We start from the raw sequence: 23,137 nt of genomic DNA on the forward strand, positions 1-23,137 counted from the left end.
TTTGATTGATGATGTATAGTCTCTATAGAAGGTTCCGCCACTCATGCGACAACAGTTCTCTAGTTTCAACCCTACACCAAAACAGTAGTTCCCTTAACTCGCAACTCAAAAAGCAGTTCTCTAACCTCACCCCAACAATATCTTTAAATCCTGAGCTACTTTTGAAAGATAAAAAAATAAGGTTTCCAGCAATCGGTGATTGTTTCCGAAAGTCTGAAAACCTTTGATTTCAAGCCATTTCTAGGCCGATTTATTTATCTTTGCTACTCTATGCTGTTACTGTATCTTCATTAAAACACAAAATAATATCATCCAATGAGTATATTACTTCCAATTTGCGCATACATCCGAAAATGAACCTTACTTGTAACTGACTGGAGTTCCTTATTAGGACTATTAACTCATATAAAAACCTCATTTACTTATGTTAAGGTTCACCTTATCACATCCGAAAGAATTACCTTCTCTGCTCGATAAAAAATATCGGCAACTTTAAATCTATTATAAACCCCTGATATCTCAATGTTGTCCTATTACTGCATTGGGTGCCCAAAAACAAAAAAATGGATAGTTCCTTTAATCTTCGAAAGGCTCTATCCACTTCTTTTTATATAATAATATTTTTTAGAACAAATCATTCAAAATAATTACCCTCAACTTTTACCAAACTTATTCCTCTTCATCCCATTCTTCTTTTGCCAATTCAAGGCGGTCAATAAAATAATCTACAAAATTATCAGCAAGCTTTCGACCATAGCCTTCTTGATTATCCCACATTATAACTGGGCATTCTCCATTTATCATTTTATTAGTATCGAGGCAATAGGCAAATTCATCAATATCTTCTAAAACCACAATTCCATCGATTAAACCATAATACTTTTGATGACCTTTGGTAGCAGTTACTACTGATGGACCTACAAAGTCATAACCAATTATATCAATACCAAAACTTCCCCCTGAGCCATAGTTTTTTAAAAACCATTTGTAGCTCTCCGGAAGTGGGACTTGTAATTTATTTTCTGTTTCTTTAACTTTGTCTTCACTTACCCCACCCGTAAAATCATCATCTTTTCCATATTTCTTAATGAATTCCTGTAGACCTGAATAATTCAACGAAATCACCTTCTAATCCTTAGTTTCGTAACGCATGGAGCACGGACAAGTATGAAGATACACTAAGGGAATAATCAAATTAGAAGCATAAATTCAATTCTCATTCTTCTTGAATCTTTCTGGAATTTTATCTTTCCAAATTAACATGAGTTCTTTAAATTCTTCTGTCTCCATTTCATTTTCATAAGGCTCTTCATATGTAAAAAGATGTTCCAATACTGTCATATCTTTTTTTATTAACACACTTGTGGCGTTGAGTTGAATCTCAAAATCCTGGTATAAACCATTTAAAACATTTTCAACCTTTGTAATATACTCATCTGCTTTTTGCTCAGTAGAAATGTCTTCAATAAAATCAGCGAATAATTCTATCTCACCTGGTAATTTTATTCTAAGCATTTCTAAATGATCTCTATAAAACTCGTATGAATATTTCATAATCGACCTCCTTCATAAATTGGATAGGCAGTTGCAATTGAACCGTCTGGTTTTAGATACATTTCTATTGTAATTCCTGAAGAAGTTAAAGTTGAATATTTATTTCTACCTATTTGCCTTTTATTATTAAAAGCCTCTTCAATAGATTTTAATACCTGAACACGATCCCATTCTTTTGGAAAAAAACTTGAATCTACATTTTTTCTAACTCCATTAATTTCGATCGTTGCTCTATATACTCCATTTCTATCAGGCCTTGTTTCTGTACCTGGAACTATCTTACCACCCATCATACTCTCGTGATGATAACCAACAGCTTTCCCACGTCGATTAATCTCTCCGTGATAAACATGCCTCATAGTATCTATAGTAAACTTCTTCCCACCATCTCCACTAACCTCAGACTCCACTTTCACCATCGAAATTAACTGATCCTTCAACCCAACACCATTAACCACATTATAAGGTACTCCACCTGCCAACGACAGTTGGTTTTTAGGATTGTATGGCAATAGGTTAGGGAGTGAGATAAGTTCTTTTGCCTTCGTTGCACCTTTTACTGCAGCGGCTTTTGTAGTGGCTACCCCAGTCTTCGCTACAGCACCCGCGCCTTTTGTTCCGACTACTGATGTGACGACTGTTCCAAGCGCATAGGATACCCAGTGAGCCCGCGAGTAGGCATCGCCATTTACCATATCCCGTTCATATGAGTCGGAGATGGATTTGGAAATATATTTATAGGTTTTTATCGGGTGCATGATCGAGTTTGCCACACCTTCAACCGTTTCCACAGGGTCTGTGACAAAGTCCCAAACTCCTGTCACAAAGTCTTTCCCTACATCATAAAGGCCTACGCCGATTCCTTTTGCGATGTCTGCGGTTTGCTTGGATGCTTCTAGCTGCATGACATATTGCTGCTGGGTGGGCGCTAAGTTTTCGTACCCGATCTGCTTGGCGATTTTGAGGAACTCGTCTGGATCTGTTACATGATCGAGTTGCGCCTTCAAGTCTTTGATCCGGCGATTCTCTGCTTCCTCTTGCTTAACCTTGAGATATTCCGCAGTTTCTTTTTTCCTTACTTCCAGGTTTTTATAAGCTTCGCTATTTTTATAAGCTGCTGCATTAAAATAGAGCGGGGATACTACTCCTCCCCTTGTACTGGATATTTTCAGTTGCTCCATGAGTGCTGCCACTGCCGCTTGGTCCGCTTCGGATTTTGCATATTCAGTCGTCCACTTATGATCAATTTCGTTTACTTTGTCTATCGTTTCGGTCCGTTTTGTTTCAGCTTTCTCGATATTTTCAAAGAACGCATCATCGGAAAAAGGTTCTAACTGAATGATATCATCAATTCCGGAAAAGATTTTTTTCAAATCATTTTTCTGGGCTGTGACCATTTCCTTGGAGTTTCGAGTGGCATTTGTCAGCTCTTCCTCTAAAAAAGGGACCGTAACCACGGTTTCACTAAGGTTCGCTTCGATTGTATCTCCTTGAATTCCACTTAAAAAGGCTACATGCCGATTGATAAGGCGGAGCCAAGAATCCACGACATCGATCTGTGCTTTGTAAAACCCTTTAATGGCCTCTGCACCTTGACCCTGCAGCTCATCATCCAAATGAACGATACTCTCAAATCCTTTTGTCAATTCCGTGAGCTGTTCCTTTAGATCATTATATTGTCCGACACGCGTTTGCATGGCAGAAACTAGTGTTTGAGATTCGTAAATCATCGACATAATGGAAAGTCCTTTCAACTTCTTTTCTTATTCATTTCTATGTAATATTTTTATTCACTGTAAAATTATGGACTAAATATATTTTAGAAGAGTTTCTATATTTATTCAAGAAATGAAGGGACTTTTTATTAAACGGATTTATAGTATAAAGAAGGTAGGATAATAGAATATTTCTTTATGCTTTGTAATTTTCCAGGAGCCACAAAATTTGCAAAGTTAAACTGAAACGTAAATAAGGGCTATCCCTGTTGAAGGAATAGCCCTTTCTTTGTATCAAAATCAAAATGCCGGAATGGCCGTTTCACTATATTTCTCTTCTAAAAATTTGCGTACCTCCGGGCTTGTCATGGCCTTGGCCAACTTTTGGACTGGCTCGGAATCGACGTTATCCTTGCGTGCCACTAATGTAATCGCAAAGTCATTTTCAACACCTTCTGTGAGAAGGGCGTCATTTTTTGGTGTCAAACCAAGCGGTGCAGCGTAAGCAGGTGTTATCACGATCGCATCTGCTTCATCATACGTTCTCGCTAGCATTAATAAATCGACTTCTTTAAACTTATAGTTTTTAGGGTTCTCAATGATATCAGACATTGTATAGTATGGACCCTTTTTTTCCTTTAAAGTGATCACTTTATGCTGTGCCAGCAAGGCCAATGAGCGATCGATATTCGACACATCATTTGCAATGGCAATAACGGCACCCTCTGGCAATTTATCCATTGAATCGTATTCTTTGGAGTACACACCATAATTGGCAAAATAAATGGGTTTCACCGGTACTAGCTCGGCATTTTTGTTTCGATTGAATTCCTCCATATATGGAACGTGTTGGAAGAAGTTCACATCCACTTCTTTTGCCGCTAATGCGGTGTTAGGCTGCACATTATCACTTAATACAACCATTTCCAGGTTAATGCCCTCCTCTGCCAGCTTTGGTTTAACAAGCTCAAGGATCTCCGTCATTGGGGGAATGAGTGAGGCCACTTTCAATGTTACCTCTTCCTTCTCCTGATTCTGCGCGTTTTCTTTCTCTTTTACTTCATTCGTCTTTCCACATCCTACTAAAAACAACATAATTGCTGCCATGAGAAAGAGTATTTTTTTCATGATGTTTCCCTCCATTATTTATCTTTTATCAATCATTCTGGCTGCTGCCGTTCCAATGAATTGGATAAGCTGTACTAGAATAATCATAATGATAATCATATAAATCATTAGCTCTGTTTTAAACTGCTGATAGCCATACCTGATGGCAAAGTCGCCGATACCGCCGCCCCCGACCACTCCCATGATCGTTGAATAGGAAATAAAGCTGATGATCGATGTTGTGAGTCCGAGGACAAGTCCTGAACGAGCCTCCACGTAAAGAAATTTAAAGATGACATCCTTAACGGAAGCCCCCATAGAAATGGCTGCCTCGATCACACCCTTTGGCACATCCAATAAAGATTGCTCGACCAATCGCGAATAATGGGCAATAGCGATGATGGCTAATGGAACGCAAGCAGCTGCTGTACCAATGGCTGTACCGATTATGAGTCTTGTAAACGGGATTAAAAAAACAACCAATAATAAAAATGGGAATGAACGGATAATATTCACAAGTAAATTTAAAATCGAGAAAGCCCACGGATTTTCAAGCAAATGACCCTTCCTAGAAAGAAATAGCAAGGTCCCGACAGGCAATCCAATCAAAATCGCAGCTAAAATGGACACACCAACCATAGTAATGGTTTCTCCAATTGACTGCCAAATTTCTGCCTCATATTGAACTAAAATCTCAGGCATGGCCCAGCCCACCATTCTCTGCTAATTGTTCGATAAAGTATTCTGGACGATTATCCTTTTTTTGAATCCCGGTTGGTTCGATTATGACCGTGTCATAAATCTCCCCCTCTGCCATGATCGATACACGATTGCATATACTTTTAATGACATCCAGCTCATGACTAACGATGACTATCGTCACACCGAAGCGTTTGTTGATATTCTCTAGCACGCCTAATATTTCAGCGGTTGTATTTGGATCAAGGGAAGAGGTCGGTTCATCACATAACAACACTTGCGGGTTATTTGCCAACGCCCTTGCAATGGCAACTCGCTGCTTTTGTCCCCCGCTTAATTGTGCAGGATATCTCTCCATCTCACCCTCCAATCCCACAAATTGGAGACACTCTACAACACGGCTCCGACGTTCCTTCTTTGGATAATTTGCCAGCTCTAAAGAGGCTGCCACATTGTCATAAACCGTTTTATTTGCCACAAGATTAAAATGCTGAAAGATCATGCCAATCGACTTCCGTGCCCCTCGAAGTGCTTTATTGTTCAATGTTGTCAAGCTTTGGCCGTTTACCTCCACTTCGCCCGCATCTGGGGTCTCCAACAAATTCATTAGCCGCAGCAGCGTTGATTTCCCTGCTCCGCTTGCTCCGATTATTCCATGAATTTCACCTTTAGGTATTGTTAAAGTAACAGACTTAATAGCCTGAAATTGTGAAAATTTTTTACTCACTTGATCCAGGTTAATCATAAAATCCCACTTTCTATTTGTTGAAAGGTAAGTATAGCGCTCCACATTAATAGTTTCATCAAAGAAACACAGCTGATAAATCATTTTATCAACTAATGAGGACCTAATGCAAAGACACAAATTAACAGTTAGAAAGGATAGATGAACAGTGAGGAATACCTGTTTACATCTATCCTTTTGTACGACATGTTTCGTTAACTGGATATACTTTCATTACACAGCACCGTGACGTTATTTTGACGCCACCACCAAAAACCGAACATTTTGATCCGAGAAGTTAAACCAGTAATGGGCTTTTCTAGCATCGAACATGAACGACTGCTGTTCATGGAGTTCCATTCTTTCTCCCTCTATTTCCACTGTTAACTTCCCTTCGATAATGAATAGGAATTCATGTCCGCTATGAGAAAAGGCGCTTCCTTTATTTTCACCTGGCTTTAAGGTGACAAGAATAGGCGAAAAAACAGCATCACGAATGCCGCTGGATAAATTCTGATAGTGAAATTGTTCATGATTATAATCTGCATTTTCTTGGGAACGGTCCTCTGAAAAAAAGAAACTTGGGCTGACATCCAATGTATCAGCGATTTTTTTTAATGACTCTAATGTGACGCTTGATTTACCCCGTTCTACTTGTGATAAAAAGCTGATCGAAACGCCTGTTTGTTCAGCAAGGCTCTTTAATGTTAGTTTTCGCTCTTTCCTCAATGATTTCATTTTTTCCCCGATTGAATCAAAAGGCATAGAGATGCCCCCTTTTTTTACATAGTATCTAGCTACATTATACAGTACAAATTTTGATGAATGTTCCGTCATTAATAATATAATTGACAGAAAATTATAAATTATTTACAATAAAGGAAATAATAAATTGAAGTGACACTTCAATTTTAATGAGGTGACTCAAGATGGAGAAGAAACAAATGCGGCGAATTTTAATTGCGAGTTTAGTCGGAAGTTCTATTGAGTGGTTTGACTATTTTTTATATGGGACCGTTTCAGCTCTCGTGTTTAACCAGCTATTCTTCGTGAATGAGGATCCGACAATAGGGCTGTTGCTTTCCTATGCATCCTTTGCGTTAGCATTCTTCATCCGCCCCTTTGGCGGAGTGATTTTCAGCCATATTGGCGATCGTATCGGGAGAAAGAAAACCCTTGTTTTAACACTTAGTTTAATGGGTGTCGCAACCTTTGGGATGGGGCTTCTTCCTACGTATCAAGCCGTTGGGATTTGGGCGCCTATTTTATTAATCACGCTGCGCTTAGTACAAGGTCTGGGAATTGGCGGTGAATGGGGAGGCGCGCTTTTATTGGCCGTTGAATATGCTCCCGCTGAGAAACGGGGCTTGTTCGGAGCCATTCCTCAAATGGGTGTTACGATAGGAATGCTGCTTGGAACCGTTGCCCTATCCATTATGACACTGCTGCCTGAAAACGCATTTATGACTTGGGGATGGCGTATACCATTCATTTTTAGTGCTCTGCTAGTATTTTTTGGTTTATGGATTCGTAAAGGAATTGATGAAACACCGTCTTTCAAAAAAGTGAAGGAATCGGGAGAAGTTCCAAAGCTGCCGATTGTGGAAACACTTAAGAATTATTGGCGTGAAGTGCTTATCGCCGTCGGAGCCAAAGTGGTAGAAACAGCTCCATTTTATATTTTCAGCACGTTTGTCGTATCATATGCTACTGCAAATCTCGGTTTCTCCCGGACAGCTACATTAACTGCAGTCATGATTGCGACAATTATAACGACGATTTTAATACCAATCATAGGGAATTTATCTGATAAGATTGGCCGCAAAAAGCTGTTTATAGGGGGAACGATCGGGATGGCACTGTTTGCATTCCCATACTTCTGGTTGCTGCAGCAAAAATCGGTACTCCTATTGATCGTTGCAACAGTGATAGGTTTAGGGGTTATCTGGGCTCCCATCACAGCTGTTCTTGGAACGATGTTCTCGGAAATTTTCGATGCAAAGATCCGTTATACCGGCATCACGCTTGGCTATCAAATCGGAGCAGCTCTGGCAGGGGGAACAGCGCCGCTAGTTGCAACGGCATTACTTGATAGGTTTAATAACTCCTATGTTCCTGTCGCCATTTATATTATTTTTGCATCTGTCCTGTCACTAGCAGCGATTTGGGCAGTTAAGGATCGCAGTAATCAGAAATTAGACGAAACACATAATACTAGTGCCATGTAATCTATGGATCTTTTACTTCAAGGAGGACAATTGAATGTTGGTAATAAGTGAGAAGGAAATTCAACAATCATATGGAATGAAAGACGCAATAGCAGATATAAAGGCCGTATTGCGTGCACATAGTGCTCAACAAATAGATAACCCTCATCGCACAGTTCTTGCTTATCCTCAACACGAGGCTTCGGCCCTTTACATGCCAAGCGCTGATTTATCTGAAGAAGTTTCGGCGGTCAAAGTCGTTACCATTTTTCCAAAGAATCCTTCAAGGGGGATGGCAACCACACAAGGAGTCATCTTGCTGTCAGATGCAGAAAATGGCGAACATTTAGCACTGTTGAATGCCTCCTATTTAACACGTCTCAGAACAGGGGCATTGAGCGGCATTGCCACAGACTTTCTTGCTCGTAAAGACGCAAGGGTTCTCACGATCATCGGAACAGGAGCTATGGGATTTGAACAAGCAATTGGTGTGTTAGCCGTAAGGGACATTGAGCGTATTTTATTAGTAAATCGCACACCAGAGAAAGCGCAGGAATTCGGTGAAAAGCTGCGGGCATTCGGAGTAACCGTTCCTTTTGAAGTTTGCGAAGATGTTTCAGCAGCTGTTCGTCAAGCAGATATCATTTGCTGTGCAACCCGCTCGAACGAGCCTGTATTTAATGGGCTGGATTTAAAGCCGGGCACACACATTAACGGGGTCGGGTCTTATTTGCCGGATATGAAAGAAGTGGATAATACCACGGTTTCACGGGCTGCTAAAATTATCGTCGACGATTTGACGGGCGTGAAGGCCGAAGCAGGAGAGCTCATTTCTGCAGCCAATCAGGGAAATTGGTCGTTTAATGATATACACGGGGAGCTTTATGAACTTGTCATGCGGACCGAAACAGGCAGGGAAAATGAAGAGGAAATTACCTTCTTTAAATCAGTCGGTGCCGCTTACTTTGACCTCGCTGTGGCAAAAGGCGTTTATCGCCAATCGAAAGAACGGAACATCGGGATGGAGATTGAGGTTTAGCAGAAGTCCATACATTTTGCTAACGCTGAATGTAATAACAACCCGAAACAAGCGACGTTCAAGCTTGCAGTAACATTTCATCTTTAAATAAAGAGACCCTTCTTTCGGAAGGGCCTTTTGAATAATCCATATCTTTCACAAGCGATCAAGCCTTTATCACGGTCGCTTTTTTTATTGGCATCATATAGTGCCATGTGGCTTGTATTTCAGTTTGAATCCACCTTGAAAAAAGATGGATTCTTTTTTATTTGTGTTGCTGTGTCGACTTAGATTTCACGCAGAGTTGATTGGAGCAGGTGTGCGAGACCCCTGCGGGAAATACGCGTCCAAGGGAGACCCCACAGGCGCAAAGCGCCGAGGGCGGACCGCCCGCGGAAAGCGAGTGCCTGCAGTGGAATGAAACGATAAAGCACACCCTCCAATATGGACAAGTTGTATTCCCCCTATAGAAGATTGACCTAATTCATTCTAATACACTTGTTTCCGCTTCAGCTACCTTTTTGACGCGGTCTAAAAATTCCACGACCACTTTATCGGTGGCAAATACTAAAAGTATTTTCAAAAACCACTTCAATGGGCGACTGGTGACTGTATATGTAAAGGAAGTTCTATTGTCATTGATTTTATTTAGTTCATAAAAAGCTGTAATTTCAAACATTTTAGCAAGTATGAAGCCTACTTTAAGCTTTTTCTCATTTGTCTCATTCAAATATTCCAATGTTTCTATATCATACTCTTCTGTTCGTTTTCCTTCTCGATATTTTTGGCGATATACGCTTCCAACCACTTCTTCCGTTATTTTAACCGGCTTTTGTTCAACTACTTGAGGCATGATTTTTTGCATATTTTCTACTGAACCATCAAGAAACTTCCATACCTGTTCAATTGGAGCATTTATTTCTATTTCTTTTGTCCATTTTTTCAATGAAAATCACCTCTGCCTCTATTATATTTCCTTTATTATGTAATAACCAAATTCGAACGGATGAATCGTTAAATAATTCTAATTAAATAGATACATTAACCAACTCTATTTTTAAATTTAAAGTCGTTCTGTAAATAAATTACTTATTAAGATTCTCTTTTTTGGTGTTATTCTTGTATAATAAACCAAACGGTTACTTTTTCAGGAGAATCCTATGAATTTTATTTATATTAATCAAAACATATTAGATAATCTTTTTTATATCTTAGTAAGCATTTTGATTTATTACATTTTATTAGATCATGGCAAAAGGTTAAGTCAGTATGGCAAGACCCTTATTACTGCATGCATGAGCATTCCTATTATTTTATGTATGAAGTTTCCTATTTATATCGATGAATATTGTGTCCATGATCTTAGGCAAATCCCTTTTATAATAGGGACCCTTTATGGTGGTTGGCCTGTAGGGGCTGCACTGTTAGTCATCATATTAACTTTTAGGTTTGCTTTTTATGGTTTCAATTTACTTACGTTAATTGTATATATCGTAATCTTTATTATAACGGCTCTATTTTCTTCCAAATTCAAAAATTTCAATCGAAAAAATAAGCTTAATAGCTCGATACTATTAATTTTGTTTCTTGGAATCCTAACGAGCTTAATTTCAATCGTTATGTCTGATTATTTTCGAATAACGGAGGCGTATGTATTTTACTTTATCATCCTCCCTCCTTTCATTATCGTTTTGGCTTTATATATCATAGAAATTTTAAAAGATGCCATTATAATCCGGACACAAATGGTAAGGCTTGAAAAAATGGAGGTAGTCAGTCAGCTTGCAGCCAGCATTTCACATGAGGTTAGAAATCCTCTAACGGTTGTGAAAGGATTTGTTCAACTGCTAAAGGCTCCTGATCTGACTCAGGAAGTAAGAGAACAATATATACAACATGTAGTTAGAGAGCTTAATAGTGCAGAATCCATTATCAGTGAATACTTAGCATTTGCAAAACCTGCACTTGAGAAAGTGGAAAATATTTTAATTAACCGTGAAATAGGATATGTAATTGAAATGATCAAACCATTGGCTAACATGAATTTAGTTACTATATCTAATCAGTTGGCTCCAGGCATCACCCGGGGGAATATTCAACATTTCAAGCAATGCTTCCTAAACCTCATCAAGAATGGTATAGAGGCAATGCCAAACGGCGGGGAACTTAATATTGTTTCTTATGTAAATAATTTCGATATCATTATCGAAATAAGTGACAATGGAGTGGGAATGAACAAGGAACAAATAAATCGTTTTGGTGAGCCTTATTACAGTTCCAAAGAAAAAGGGACTGGGTTGGGATCTATGGTGGCTGTCAAGACCATCCAAACGATGAATGGTACACTTCATTTAACTAGCGCTTTGAATAAGGGAACAACGATTTCAATAACACTTCCCGTTTATCAAGAAGATCATTCTGCAAAATAATAAACAAAGTCCGCCATTTACGGCGGACTTTTAGTTTGTAGAAGGTTTTTAAAATTTGACCGTTGATTGGAACGTAGGGCACTCGCTTTCCGCGGGCGGTCGGGGAGCCTCCTCGGCTTTCGCCTGCGGGGTCTCCCCTAGACGCGCTTTTCCCGCAGGAGTCTCGTTCCTTCCGTTCCAATCAACTCCGTTTTGAAATTTAGATAAAACCCCTTCTGTCTACAGTTTTTATGAGGGTTTATAAAACATGGAACGCCGATCTCCCTCCAGGCACTCGCTTTCCGCGGGCGGTCGGGGAGCCTCCTCGGCTTTCGCCTGCGGGGTCTCCCTTGGACACGCTTTTCCCGCAGGAGTCTCGCACACCCACTCCTATCAACTTTGTTTTAAATCACTTTTCGCCGACTGTCTGCACTGTCTTGGTCATTGACGCAGTTTATCGTCCTGAACTACATAGTATTCGACCGCTCACGAATTTTTTTCGACCTTCACCTCACTATTCGGACTCTTAACCCCTTATGTCCCCAAAATAAAAGTCCGCCATTTTCGGCGGACTTTTTACTTTATTTTTTCTCGTCTAGGCATTGATAAACCGCCATCATGTCTCGTTTGTTCAATTCACGTATCCGGGCGAAAATGGGGATATCGGCAACGGCCTCGGTATGTCCGCTTTCAGCCACGACATCCTTCACTTTCCCTGTCAGCCAGGTCTGGACGTCGATGCTTTCGACGATTTCTTTACGCCCTTCATCATCGATGCCACTGGCATGACAGCTCACACAGGGGATCGTTAATTTATACACACCGTCATGGATGTTGTCTTCTGAAATGACTTTCTTGCCATTACAGAATGGGCATTTATGACTTGCTTTAATTTTATTGATTTGGGTAACGATTTTTTTGTAGCCGAATGCTTCATAGACATAGGTTAGTTTTTTGTATTTGCCATTGGTGAAATATTTATCAATAATGGTTTCTCTTGTTTCATTAATATTGGCAAAGTCACAGATGGTAATCTGATTTTTGCTGCTGATTGCTTCAATATTGCCTTTGATGCTGTCCCAGAATGGTTGGGTATTTTGTAAAACCACTTCATAGCCGACAAAGCTTGCTAGTTCGAGTTCGAGCATTTTCAACGCCGCTTTTGTTTCACGTGGAAGGAATGAGACATCATCAGTAAGTGCGATATCGCCGCCCACAATCGCTTTTAGTTTTTCCAGTTCCGGCAGCTTCCCTACAATTTTGATGACTTGATCAATTGGCTGTTGGATGATCTCGCGAATGTCCGTATCACCAAACATCAGCTTTTTATGATGTTTGAGAACCGTTCCTTGACAGACTGGACAGTCGATCATCTCTTTTGTTTCTTTCATCTGCTCTTTAATGATTGATTTCGATACGAAGATATAACGCCCAATGATGAAATTGAACCCTTCCCAAATTCGCGATGCCTTGCCTGCTTTATCGTAAAAGGACTTTTCCCAATACCCATATAAGAAGGTATGCTTTTCGGCATCTGTCATCTCATTATAGCTTTTACTAATGTCGTGACCTAGTTCATTCTTGATCTCATCAAACAGGAATTGCAGTTTTGAATGCTGATAATATTTTAATACTTCCATCACGTCCGGATGTAATAAACCATCCCAGAATGGCACGTTTTTGTCTTGTATGACTACATCGAAATCGAATTTTTCAATGAACCGGCGTCCCGAACAGCTTGGACAATGATTTTCTGCAGAATAGAAATCGAAGCTTCTTGTATCCTTATTGGTCGGATGTGCAGCCACTATATGGTTGATCATTCCGCCCAATTCATAAAGAAACGTATATTGACTGTACAAGTGCCGTTCAAGATCAATGGCGATCACAGGTGCAATCGTATCGGACTCGTACTCCCCATAAATCACGCGAGCGATTGGTGATAAGCTTTTTAAAATGCCGCCCTTATAGACGTTCTCTGCGTTTTTGAAATAGTCCAGATGATTTTCCTGTAAATAATCGATACCAGTTTTTGACCGGAGCGTCGAAGAGATATGCAAAGGCTCCACTCGATCGTCACTGTCTTTGTGACTGTAATAATCATCATGACTGACAACGTCAAGATGATTGACAGGTGTTAGCTGTCTTTTGCCAAAATCCACGATATAATCCGAGCTTTCCAGCATATAGGCATTATGTTCAATCATGATGATGGAGACGGAATCATCCTCCAGAATGACCCTGACACTGTCAATGAATTGGTTTAAAATATTTTGCGATAACCCTTTTGAAGGCTCGTCAAAAATGAACAGCGTGTGCGGGTTCCTTGTCTTCGCAAACAGCTCGGAAACTAAGTGGACACATTGAAATTCACCAGTCGATAGTGTTTGTGTTTTTCTTTCTAACGTTAAATAACCAAGCCCAAGTTTGATCAATAAGCTCAAACGTTTATGAGCGATGTCTTCTTTTGGGAGTTCATCGATGATATCTTCGATCGAACGCTGAAAAATATCATCAATTTCATCACTGTATTTGGTTAGCTTCTTTTTAATATCAAGAAACGTCGCAACGGTCGACCGGCTGGTGATCGATTTATTTCGGTCCTGCCCGACCATGACCAGCTTATCCTTTGGATACCGCTTCTGAAAATCTTTGGAGATGCATTCATTGACTAGTGTAGATTTACCGCAGCCTGACTCACCCGTAAAGGTAACGAGTCTATTCTTGGGAATCCGGATTTCTTCCATTTGAATATTACGGCAGTAAAGATCCTGAAATTGATAGTATTCCGTTGGCGCTGCTTCATTACGCTTCCAGCTGATTGGTTTGGGCCGCGGTGATTCCTCAACGATTTTCCCGCCATATTTTCCGCTGCCGGGTCCAAAGAACAATTGGTCATCCGTGCTATCCAACACCGTGTCGGAGTGATCAATGAGCCAAATTTGATTTTTATAACCTAATTGCTTAATCTGTTCCAAAATTTTCAAAAGGGTTTGATGATCAAGACCGACGGAGATTTCATCGATGATGATCACAGTATTTTCACTTGTTGCCATGAATTCGGCCAAATAAAGCCGGGTTAATTCCCCTCCTGACACTGTCCCCATAATACGGTTCAAGCCTAAATAACCAATATTCATATTGGTTATACTTTGGAGAATATGCTGTTTAGCTTCACTTATATGTAAGGTCTCTGAGAGTGAAAGGATCGTTTCGATGCTTAAGTTGTTGATATCGGATATAGTATGCGGGCGGTCCAATAATTCAATGGTATATTGCTCGACTTCTTGATTGTAGCGCTTCCCCTCACACTTTGGACATTCGACGTTTTTCGTCGTACCGCGTCCTTTACAAGTGGGGCACCAGCCTAAGGCATTATTAAATGAAAAAACTTCCGGAGAAAGATTGAATTTTTCTGCAAGACAAACACGTATCTCTTTAAATACACCAGTATGTGTGCCAATGGTCGAACGGGGATTAGCTGAAATGGATGATTTGCCGAGAAAAAGGACCAGAGGCATTTCCTCCATCTTGATGGCACTGAAGTTGGTTTCCATAATATTAGGGAATAAATACTGATATTCAGACTTCGGCAATAAGGAAACGAGACGCTTCTTGGATTCTTCGCCAATGGTTTGACAAAAAGTCGTCTTCCCGGAACCTGATAAACCAGCAATTCCTAATGATTGGTCATCTGGCAGTGATGAATCCAAATGGCTTATATTGTTCGCTATTAATCGATTTATTTTCATTTGTAACTCCTCTCATTTTTGTAAGCTCAGTCTTTCATATTAGCACAGCGGTATATGTATTTGGTATTTTTTTAACGGTAACCCCATCCTTCTATTCTTTCACATTCCGCTGCTTCAAAAACGTATGATTCATCGACAAAAACCGAGGAGCAAGGATTGGATTTTTTCCATAACCAAACCAATTTGATGATTAAAGCCTTCTAGATTATAAAAGCCCCTCTCGACTAAGAGAAGGGCTTTCCTTATAAAGTATGACCGCATTTTTATCCAATACGTTTATTTTGTATTGGACTTTTTTGCCTTGTTTTCAAGCTCGCTTTTTGGCTCGGTGGCGAATTCGACATCTTTTCCATGTCCCTGCGGGTTAACACTTGGTGCAATGCGACCTCTTCCTGTCTTTTTACTCATTTCCTTCACCTCCAAGTATATTATGTCCGAACTGTTCTAAATTAAAAACGAGGTCGTTTCCTTCATAAACTTGTCGACAAGGCAGGCAAATGAATAAAAAATTGAGTTTATCCAAATTCACCAGGATATAACTTAAAGGTGTACACTTTCAAAAGGTAAATTCCATGATTTAAGAATGTTGTATATTTCTTTTTGGTCCGGCTCACCTAAAGGAGAAACGGGCTCCCTAGTTACACCTGCAGTTAGACCCAATTGTTCCATAGCTTCTTTAATCACAACGACATTATTGCCGTTGTTATATTTTGCTCTAAGATCCTCAAATGGCAATATCTCATGCCAGGCTTTCCACACTATTTCCTTGTTGTCTTGACGTAATGCCGTTAATAATTCAAATGATTTTGCCGGATATAAATTCACCAGTCCAGAAGTAAATCCAACTGCACCAGCATGAAAGAAAAATGGAGCCCACTTTTCTGCTGTACCGCAAATCCAAGCTAGATTGTGCTCTTTAGGTATATCTGAAACAACTTTTGCAAATCTCGGTAAATCATTTATAGCGTATTTGACTCCAACAAGTTTCTCCAAAGATGATAATTCTTTTAGGACATTATCACTCAGGTTTGGATCTTTAAAATAGATTATAGATGGGATATCCAGTGCATCAATGATTTTTTTAAAATATTGTACTGCACCTTTTTCTGTAATGTACGGGTGAATCGGTTGATGGATCATAACGCAATCAGCACCGGCTTTTTGGGCTTCAATTCCCAGGTCTATCGCAATGTCCGCAGCGTAACCGACACCTGCTACAACAGTCGCCCTTCCATCTACCAGGCGGGCAACCTCTTTTGTTATGTCTTTTGCTTCCTCTAGGGTCAAAGCATAGAACTCACCAGTGTTCCCATTTGGTACAATCACTTCGCTTCCGTGCTTGAGCAGAAATTGAATATTCTCCTCCAACCCTTTCCAATTAATCGCCTTTGTTTCCTTTTCAAACGGTACAATATTAATTGCAGTAATGGTTGAAAGCTTTTCACTGAAAGTTGAATAACTCATTGATTTCCTCTCCCCTTTTTTATTATGATTCTAAAGCTGTTTCACTTTTTGCATCTTTTATATAATCCTTAAAAGACTGGTTAATCAAAGACGTCACTGTAAGTCCTACATAATCTGCACCCCAGTCTTTTCGGCTTTTTGCACCAGCTTTATCTTTTGAATGTATCCCAACTCTCACTCCATACTTTTTGGCAGTTTCGTAAATTCTATCAATACTTTTTAAAACTTCTTGATGATCAATCCTGCCCCCAAAACCTAAGGAAACTGATAAATCAGTAGGGCCGATATAAACCATATCAATTCCTTCAACACTTAAAATCTCTTCAAGGTTTTCCATTGATTTTCTAGATTCAATATGAATGCAAACTAAACTTTGTTGATTAGCGTGTTCCAAGTATTCATGAATCGGCACTGTGCCATACTTAGCAGCCCTCATTGAAAATGCTGCTCCCCTTTTCCCCCTTGGAGGGTATTTCACTGCTTCAACGATTTTTTCAGCCTGTTCCTTCTCATCAACTTGGGGAACGTGAACTCCATGGGCTCCTCTATCCATCACTTTTAGAATCTCACTAGGATTGCTTGAGCCAACTCGAACCAAAGGCGTCACTCCTGCATTCTCTGATGCAATTACCATATGCTCGATATTTTCAGCCGATAGCATCCCATGCTCATTATCAATGACAACAACATCAAATCCGTTATATCCGGCCATTTCAACCAATTGTGTACTTGGAAAACCAATAAATATTCCAAATACCGTTTTCTGTTGATCTGTATGGAACGAAGATTTCAATTTATTGTTAAACACAAAACCCATCTCCCCTTTGGACTTTTATTATGAAATATTTTGCTGTCATTAAAAGAAGTGATATCTGATATTTGATATATCATAAATTAGTACAGAGTTTTACCAATACCGATAACATTCACTATCAACATTTGATACAAACTAAATGAACTAGATAACTGAAACGGCTTAATAACATAAACGCCATCTTCATGAAACATAAAAGAGAGAGATGGCGTAAAATTTCAGGATACCTTTTTCTCCAAAATTTGGGGACTTTACTTGCTGCTGTTTTTGTTTAAGGTAAAAGTTGTAGAACGGTTAATGTGATTGCGCATGGCATCCTCTGCACCTACCTCATCCTGTGATTTTATCTTCTCAAAAATAAAATAATGGTCATTAAAAGCCCTTTCGTGTTCCTCCTTATGAGACATTGCTTTCTCTCTAAAAAACTTGTCAAAGGAGCATACTGCTTCTATTTGATTGGAAATATAAGTATTCTTGGCCGTTTGTTGGATGAAATCATGGAATTCACTATTATACTTTTTCAGCATTTCGCTATTTTTTTCCTTTGTGTATGCTTCCATCTCTTTTAGGATAGATTCAAGCTTTTCTAATTCCTCTTGTGTTCTTTTCTTTGCAGCCAACCGTGCCGCAACTCCTTCCAGTGCTGCCCTAGCCCATCTTATTTCTTCCACTGAGCTCATGACACTTTCGGAAACAAATGAACCCTTTCTTGCCTGTGTGACAACTAATCCATCTTTTTCAAGCTGTCTCAAAGCCTCTTTGACCGGTGTAGTGCTTACATTAAACTCTTTGGCCAGTTCCCTCTCTCTTAGATGTGTTCCAGGCTCATATCTTTTGTTCAATATTGCTTCTTTAAGCTCCTCATAAATCAACTCTCGTACAGACCGTGATTGCATACTTATTCTTGTTATAATATCGTCGCTCATTCTGTTTATTCTCCTTCTGAACATTGTTAAATCCATTATAGCATTTGGTTAAAATAGATTAACAATTTATTCCTGATGCATGTACACCTTGGGGACCGTGACATAAATACACTTTTAGCAAATTAAGAGAAGAAGCTTAAGAGAAGTTGGTATGATCCCCAAATCGCTAATAATGTAGTCCCTACTAGCATGATGTTTTCAAACCAGTTGTTCGTATATTTGCCCAAATATTTTTTCTGATTAGAAATGATTAGAAGACCCACCGCAATTGCTGGTAAACCTACTACATTCAGTGCATTCGTAAAAAGAGTAAGGGCCACAAATCCAGTAGTCCCAGGTATAGACCAGATAATTGGTGAAATTAAGAGAAATAAACTAATCCATTTAAATTTGTTGTCGCCCTCTATTTTCTGTTCTTTAGTCAATACCTTATTCGTCACCTTGAAATAGCAATCCGTAATCACCTTGGCATAGCCATTCGCTGTTCCAATTACACTGCTATAAAGGATAGCAAAAACACCTAAGTAAAAAACCCAGGATCCCAAATCACCCATGTATAAGGATAAAGCACGGGATATATCATCTATGTCCTTGATTTGGATTTGATTTGGACGGAGGATTTCAGCTCCAACTATCCATATGGCTAAAGTAAGGCTAATGGCCGCAATAAACCCGAATAACAAATCATTACGTTGAATCCGTTTATGAACTGGTTTCGTCCAGCCTTTATCCTGTAAAAAATAAGGGTAAATCAAATTGGTAAGAGAACCTGCTACTGCGCCCACCAATGAAACACCTACCAAAATAACGCTATATGCACCTGTATCCTCTGGCAGACCAAAACCAACCGTCCCCTTAAGAATACTCCCAACATCAGGTCCGCTATAAACGGCCAATCCTATAAAACATATTGTTAAAACAGCCAATAAAACTTTCATGACCAGTTCTAATTTTTTATAAGCATTACTTCCCGCAATGAACAAGCTAACTAAAACAACAATAACTGACCAAATGAAATCGTTGCCAATTCCAAACATCCAATTGAGGGCTATTCCTGAACCTTTAATCATTTGCGCTATAATTAAATGCCCTATTACCAGGGAGGCGATTCCAAAGAAGAAAGGGAAAAATTTATGGAGGCGTGCATATCCTTCTAAAATAGTCATTCCTTGATTATTGTATATCTGGTACCGCCCCATAATATTACAAATGACAAACCGAATTAAGAGAGATAATACAAGAAGCCACATTAAATTATAGCCAAAGCTAGCACCAGATACAGAGGCAGTGATTAGGTCACCCGCTCCCATCATGGTAAGAATCATAATAATTCCCGGACCATATTCCTTTACACTATTCCATATCTTTTGTAAAAAGGTCTTATTCGATTGGATATCAAGTTCTTTTTGAATCTCCATTCTCCCATCCCCCAATTATAATGTTTTTCAAATTATTCAATTATGAAAAAGCATTTACTTACATCTCACGCGACTGGGTTTCTCCTAAAACAATACAGACCATGTTTATTGTCCTTAAAAGATGGAAGACAAAAAGAGTCATCGGTTCTCCCTGTTAATGATCCCTCCCTTTATTTTGTAGAAAGCGCTTTCATTTAGTTTTGACATATGATGTTTTATATATGAGATATGATATATCAGTTTAATGAGTCAGTCAATCTATTTTTACATTATTTTGAATTTACATAAAATAATTTCCTAATGCCAATGTATAATCAAATTTGAATGTTTTATCACTGCAAACAGTCTTATAAAAATTACACCAATAAAAAAACCTGCATAGAATTTTATTCTACACAGGTTTCAAAAAAGCTGTTTACCATATTCGACTATGGAATTTGTATATTCATGAACCAATAATCCTATCATGTAATGTCCTTAAACACCTACAATGTGGGACGGAGCTACTTTAAAAGGCGAGTGTAATTAAATGTGTCTTTGTTCAGAGGAATATCAGGATCTTTTTTCCCGGCAGGCTGTACTGCTCTTCCTGTATTTCCGCTATAGCCTTCTTCCACGGGCCCTGGATAATGATAATGGCCATCATTAACTGTTTGAGTCGTTGATTCACCAGTCACCTGGCTTCCTCCCGTTTCCACCTGTTCTTTATCGTTAGTCAATCCATCTCCTCCTTTTCTAAAGCTTTTCTTTTATAGTATTTCGATAAAAGAGCAATAAAATGAAAGGAGAAAAAAGGAAGCACTAATAATGACTCCATTCTTTGTTATTTGGAGGTCAGAAGTAAACTCTCCGTTGCACCGTTTTTCAAGAAGGGACTGGGTTCGCCAACCGTATAAATTTGTAAGTCATGCATAGCCCTGGTACATGCGGTGTAGAACAATCTACGCAGGCTCTCATCACCGTATGTTTGCATGGATGCATCATAAATGATGACTGCATCGAATTCGATGCCTTTGGCCAAATAAGCCGGTATAACAACTACACCCTGTTCATATTCATTTGTGCCTTTCTGTACGAGTTTAATTTCACCGTGGGCATTAAGGGCATCGTATGCGGCGGCACTTTCGGCAGCAGATTTACAGATTATTGCGATTGTATTGTACTCACGGCTTTGAAAGTCTTTGACTTTAGACATGATCTTACGGTGCAATTCATCACGGCTGGACACTTGAGTGAGTACAGGCTTCTCGCCTTCACGATTGAATGCCTTAATTCGATGGCCTTCTGGAATTAGTTCACGTGTGAATTCTATAATCTGCTTTGTGGATCTGTAGCTTTGATCCAAGGTAATGCTCTCGGTTTCATTTATCCCGTATAAACTGGTAAGAGTCTGGAAATCAACCCGTTCACTGGCATGAGCAAATATTGCCTGGTTAAAATCACCGAGCACGGTCATCCTGGCATTAGGAAACAATCGTTTCAAAAACTCGAATTGAAATGGAGAATAATCCTGTGCCTCGTCTACAAGCACGTATTTTATAGCAGTATTCGACTGAAATCCTTGAATTAACTCCTTCAGCAGCAAAAATGGAGTCGCGTCTTCATAATACAGTTTACCTTCGTCCAGCATTTTTTGGGTTGATAAGCAAATTTCCCTTTCGGCAGGTGTTTCACCCTCATTCCACAGTTCGATCCGTATTCGTTCGTCAAAAAGTTGCTTGTATATGCCCTTAATATTGATAAAATGAAGGGCTTTTATCCGTTTGCGTAACGTCTTCAATTTCTTTCGAACAATCATACGCGCAAGCATTTTATTTTCTATCTCATAATCGTCAAAGGAATCTTCATCATGACCGCGTTTTTTCTCTAAATAGGTGTATACCTTTTGGTAGTCTTCTTTGCTAAGATACTCGATTTCCTCCTCGACCCAAGGTTGTTTCAACTCAAACTTTTCCCTTTCATCAAGTAGCTTACATAACCACTCTTTCAGCTTTTCAATCCTATTGTGAAATTTTAATGTAGTGTCTGTGTTATAAAATCTTTCCGAGATTTGTTTGGCGGAGACGAGCGTTTCCCCTCGGAACTTCACCCCTCTAAAGATCATTCCGGATTGCTCCAGTGATTGTCTGTAGGTCTTGATGATTTCAAAGAAGCGAATGGATGCCTTAAATTGGATACTCGCTGTCCTGGTGCTATAGGAAGGATCCTCCGCTGCAGTCAGCAAATATTCCAATTGCTCATAAGGATCCTCGACTTGAAACGAGTCGGTCAGACGATGATCTAGATATTCCTGGAATGTTACCTGCTGCATATTCTCTTCGCCAAGTTCGGGTAACACATTGGACACGTAGTTATTAAACATGGAGTTAGGAGAGAATAAAATGATTTGATCGGCTTTCAGCCTTTCTCGGTTCTTGTAGAGCAAGTAAGCGATCCGTTGAAGTGCAGCTGATGTCTTCCCGCTGCCAGCTGCACCTTGAACAATGAGCAGACGTCCGCGATCGTTCCGGATGATCCTATTCTGCTCACGTTGAATGGTGGACACGATACTGTGCATATGCTTATCCGTTCCCTTGCCCAGTACCTGCTGCAGAATCTCATCCCCAATGGTGAGACTCGTATCGAACATCGATTCGATAACGCCTCCCTTGATGGTGTATTGCCACTTGTTCTCCAGCATCCCCCGAATTACGCCTCCGGGAGTGGAGTATTCTACAGGACCGGGAGGATAGTCATAATAAACACTCGAAACCGGGGCCCTCCAATCGTAGATAATGAAGTTTTCTCCTGTTGCATCAGTAAGAGTGGAAGTCCCAATATAAATTTGTTCCGTAAGGGGAGACCCTTCTTCAGTGATATCAATCCGGCCGAAATAAGGTACTTCCTGCATGCGGCGCAGTGTTGACAGCCTCTTGAAGGCATATCTATGTGCGCCTTCGCTTTGTGACAAGTCTTGGGCCTGCTGCCTTAAGCCAATGATGGTCTCGAGGTAATCATCGAAAGTATCGATATTAACCTTGAGGTCATCCCAAAAGTGTTTACGGATATTAACAACTTCTTTTTTACGCTTTGAAGTTTCTCCTTCTATTTTGCTGATTTGTTTCGTGATTGTTTCTATCACCTCATTCAAACGTTCTTGCTCCTGCCGAATTTCATTGTTCATAACGGACACTCCTTTAAAAAATGAGAAATTAGGGGTTGACTAGAGGTGAGTTTTACCTTATACTTATAGTAAGGGGTAAACTGTTTTTGTATATATTTAAATGTGTTTCTATACTAACTTATCATAAATTCCGAATGATATCAATGTATTTTGCACAACAGTTGCCAT

The 23,137-nt window shown here is 39.6% G+C and carries 19 protein-coding genes; 3 read left to right on the plus strand and 16 right to left on the minus strand.

Going from position 1 to position 23,137, the window contains the following annotated elements; genetic code table 11:
- Positions 1 to 669: 669 nt before the first annotated feature.
- The 7 genes from AC0VX1_RS20805 to AC0VX1_RS20835 form a co-directional block, all read right to left on the minus strand.
- Positions 670 to 1,125: an SMI1/KNR4 family protein gene (locus tag AC0VX1_RS20805; protein WP_475468705.1), complete on the minus strand. Its 456-nt coding sequence runs from the start codon at positions 1,123 to 1,125 to the stop codon at positions 670 to 672.
- 84 nt (positions 1,126 to 1,209) lie between these two features.
- Positions 1,210 to 1,554 carry a tRNA-Val4 gene (locus AC0VX1_RS20810; RefSeq protein WP_475468706.1) on the minus strand — a complete coding sequence of 115 codons (345 nt, stop codon included), beginning with the start codon at positions 1,552 to 1,554 and terminating at the stop codon, positions 1,210 to 1,212.
- The gene (locus tag AC0VX1_RS20815) at positions 1,551 to 3,290 is read right to left on the minus strand and encodes a T7SS effector LXG polymorphic toxin (RefSeq protein WP_475468708.1); all 1,740 of its coding nucleotides are present in this window, start codon (positions 3,288 to 3,290) and stop codon (positions 1,551 to 1,553) included. Before AC0VX1_RS20815 ends, AC0VX1_RS20810 begins: the two co-directional genes overlap by 4 nt.
- A gap of 279 nt (positions 3,291 to 3,569) precedes the next feature.
- Positions 3,570 to 4,397, minus strand: coding sequence for a MetQ/NlpA family ABC transporter substrate-binding protein (locus AC0VX1_RS20820; protein WP_430036852.1), 828 nt, complete (start codon positions 4,395 to 4,397; stop codon positions 3,570 to 3,572).
- Positions 4,398 to 4,415: 18 nt separating this feature from the next.
- Positions 4,416 to 5,078, minus strand: a complete 663-nt coding sequence (locus AC0VX1_RS20825; RefSeq protein WP_475468710.1) for a methionine ABC transporter permease — start codon at positions 5,076 to 5,078, stop codon at positions 4,416 to 4,418.
- Positions 5,071 to 5,820: a methionine ABC transporter ATP-binding protein gene (locus AC0VX1_RS20830; RefSeq protein ID WP_475468712.1), complete on the minus strand. Its 750-nt coding sequence runs from the start codon at positions 5,818 to 5,820 to the stop codon at positions 5,071 to 5,073. Before AC0VX1_RS20830 ends, AC0VX1_RS20825 begins: the two co-directional genes overlap by 8 nt.
- A 231-nt stretch (positions 5,821 to 6,051) precedes the next feature.
- A complete protein-coding gene (locus AC0VX1_RS20835; RefSeq protein WP_475468714.1) occupies positions 6,052 to 6,564 on the minus strand; it encodes a helix-turn-helix domain-containing protein in 513 nt (170 codons plus the stop codon).
- A gap of 164 nt (positions 6,565 to 6,728) precedes the next feature.
- On the opposite strand from AC0VX1_RS20835, the gene AC0VX1_RS20840 reads away from it, so the two are divergent.
- Positions 6,729 to 8,027: an MFS transporter gene (locus tag AC0VX1_RS20840; RefSeq protein ID WP_475468716.1), complete on the plus strand. Its 1,299-nt coding sequence runs from the start codon at positions 6,729 to 6,731 to the stop codon at positions 8,025 to 8,027.
- A 34-nt stretch (positions 8,028 to 8,061) separates the two neighbouring features.
- The gene (locus tag AC0VX1_RS20845; protein ID WP_475468718.1) at positions 8,062 to 9,045 is read left to right on the plus strand and encodes an ornithine cyclodeaminase family protein; all 984 of its coding nucleotides are present in this window, start codon (positions 8,062 to 8,064) and stop codon (positions 9,043 to 9,045) included.
- Positions 9,046 to 9,508: 463 nt separating this feature from the next.
- Here the strand turns inward: AC0VX1_RS20845 and AC0VX1_RS20850 are convergent, their stop codons facing one another.
- Positions 9,509 to 9,970, minus strand: coding sequence for an SRPBCC family protein (locus AC0VX1_RS20850; protein WP_475468720.1), 462 nt, complete (start codon positions 9,968 to 9,970; stop codon positions 9,509 to 9,511).
- A 214-nt stretch (positions 9,971 to 10,184) separates the two neighbouring features.
- On the opposite strand from AC0VX1_RS20850, the gene AC0VX1_RS20855 reads away from it, so the two are divergent.
- Complete coding sequence (locus AC0VX1_RS20855) at positions 10,185 to 11,453, plus strand: ATP-binding protein (RefSeq protein ID WP_475468722.1); 1,269 nt, start codon at positions 10,185 to 10,187, stop codon at positions 11,451 to 11,453.
- Positions 11,454 to 12,013: 560 nt separating this feature from the next.
- On the opposite strand, the gene AC0VX1_RS20860 is transcribed toward AC0VX1_RS20855, so the two are convergent.
- The 8 genes from AC0VX1_RS20860 to helD form a co-directional block, all read right to left on the minus strand.
- Positions 12,014 to 15,184: an ATP-binding cassette domain-containing protein gene (locus AC0VX1_RS20860; protein WP_475468724.1), complete on the minus strand. Its 3,171-nt coding sequence runs from the start codon at positions 15,182 to 15,184 to the stop codon at positions 12,014 to 12,016.
- Positions 15,185 to 15,460: 276 nt separating this feature from the next.
- On the minus strand, positions 15,461 to 15,592 hold the full coding sequence (gene sspL, locus AC0VX1_RS20865) for a small, acid-soluble spore protein L (RefSeq protein WP_289326312.1): 132 nt from the start codon (positions 15,590 to 15,592) through the stop codon (positions 15,461 to 15,463).
- Positions 15,593 to 15,724: 132 nt separating this feature from the next.
- Positions 15,725 to 16,648 carry a dihydrodipicolinate synthase family protein gene (locus AC0VX1_RS20870; RefSeq protein ID WP_475468727.1) on the minus strand — a complete coding sequence of 308 codons (924 nt, stop codon included), beginning with the start codon at positions 16,646 to 16,648 and terminating at the stop codon, positions 15,725 to 15,727.
- A 22-nt stretch (positions 16,649 to 16,670) separates the two neighbouring features.
- The gene (locus AC0VX1_RS20875) at positions 16,671 to 17,456 is read right to left on the minus strand and encodes an HpcH/HpaI aldolase family protein (RefSeq protein WP_475468728.1); all 786 of its coding nucleotides are present in this window, start codon (positions 17,454 to 17,456) and stop codon (positions 16,671 to 16,673) included.
- A gap of 257 nt (positions 17,457 to 17,713) precedes the next feature.
- Entirely contained in the window at positions 17,714 to 18,424 is a 711-nt protein-coding gene (locus AC0VX1_RS20880; protein WP_475468730.1) for a GntR family transcriptional regulator, read from the minus strand.
- Positions 18,425 to 18,510: 86 nt separating this feature from the next.
- Positions 18,511 to 19,806, minus strand: coding sequence for an Nramp family divalent metal transporter (locus AC0VX1_RS20885; RefSeq protein WP_475468732.1), 1,296 nt, complete (start codon positions 19,804 to 19,806; stop codon positions 18,511 to 18,513).
- Positions 19,807 to 20,309: 503 nt separating this feature from the next.
- Positions 20,310 to 20,525 carry a hypothetical protein gene (locus AC0VX1_RS20890; protein ID WP_475468734.1) on the minus strand — a complete coding sequence of 72 codons (216 nt, stop codon included), beginning with the start codon at positions 20,523 to 20,525 and terminating at the stop codon, positions 20,310 to 20,312.
- 104 nt (positions 20,526 to 20,629) lie between these two features.
- Positions 20,630 to 22,969, minus strand: coding sequence for an RNA polymerase recycling motor HelD (gene helD / locus AC0VX1_RS20895; RefSeq protein WP_475468736.1), 2,340 nt, complete (start codon positions 22,967 to 22,969; stop codon positions 20,630 to 20,632).
- Positions 22,970 to 23,137: the final 168 nt, after the last annotated feature.

It is taken from the genome of Peribacillus sp. QJM3NY_7 (assembly GCF_056173225.1).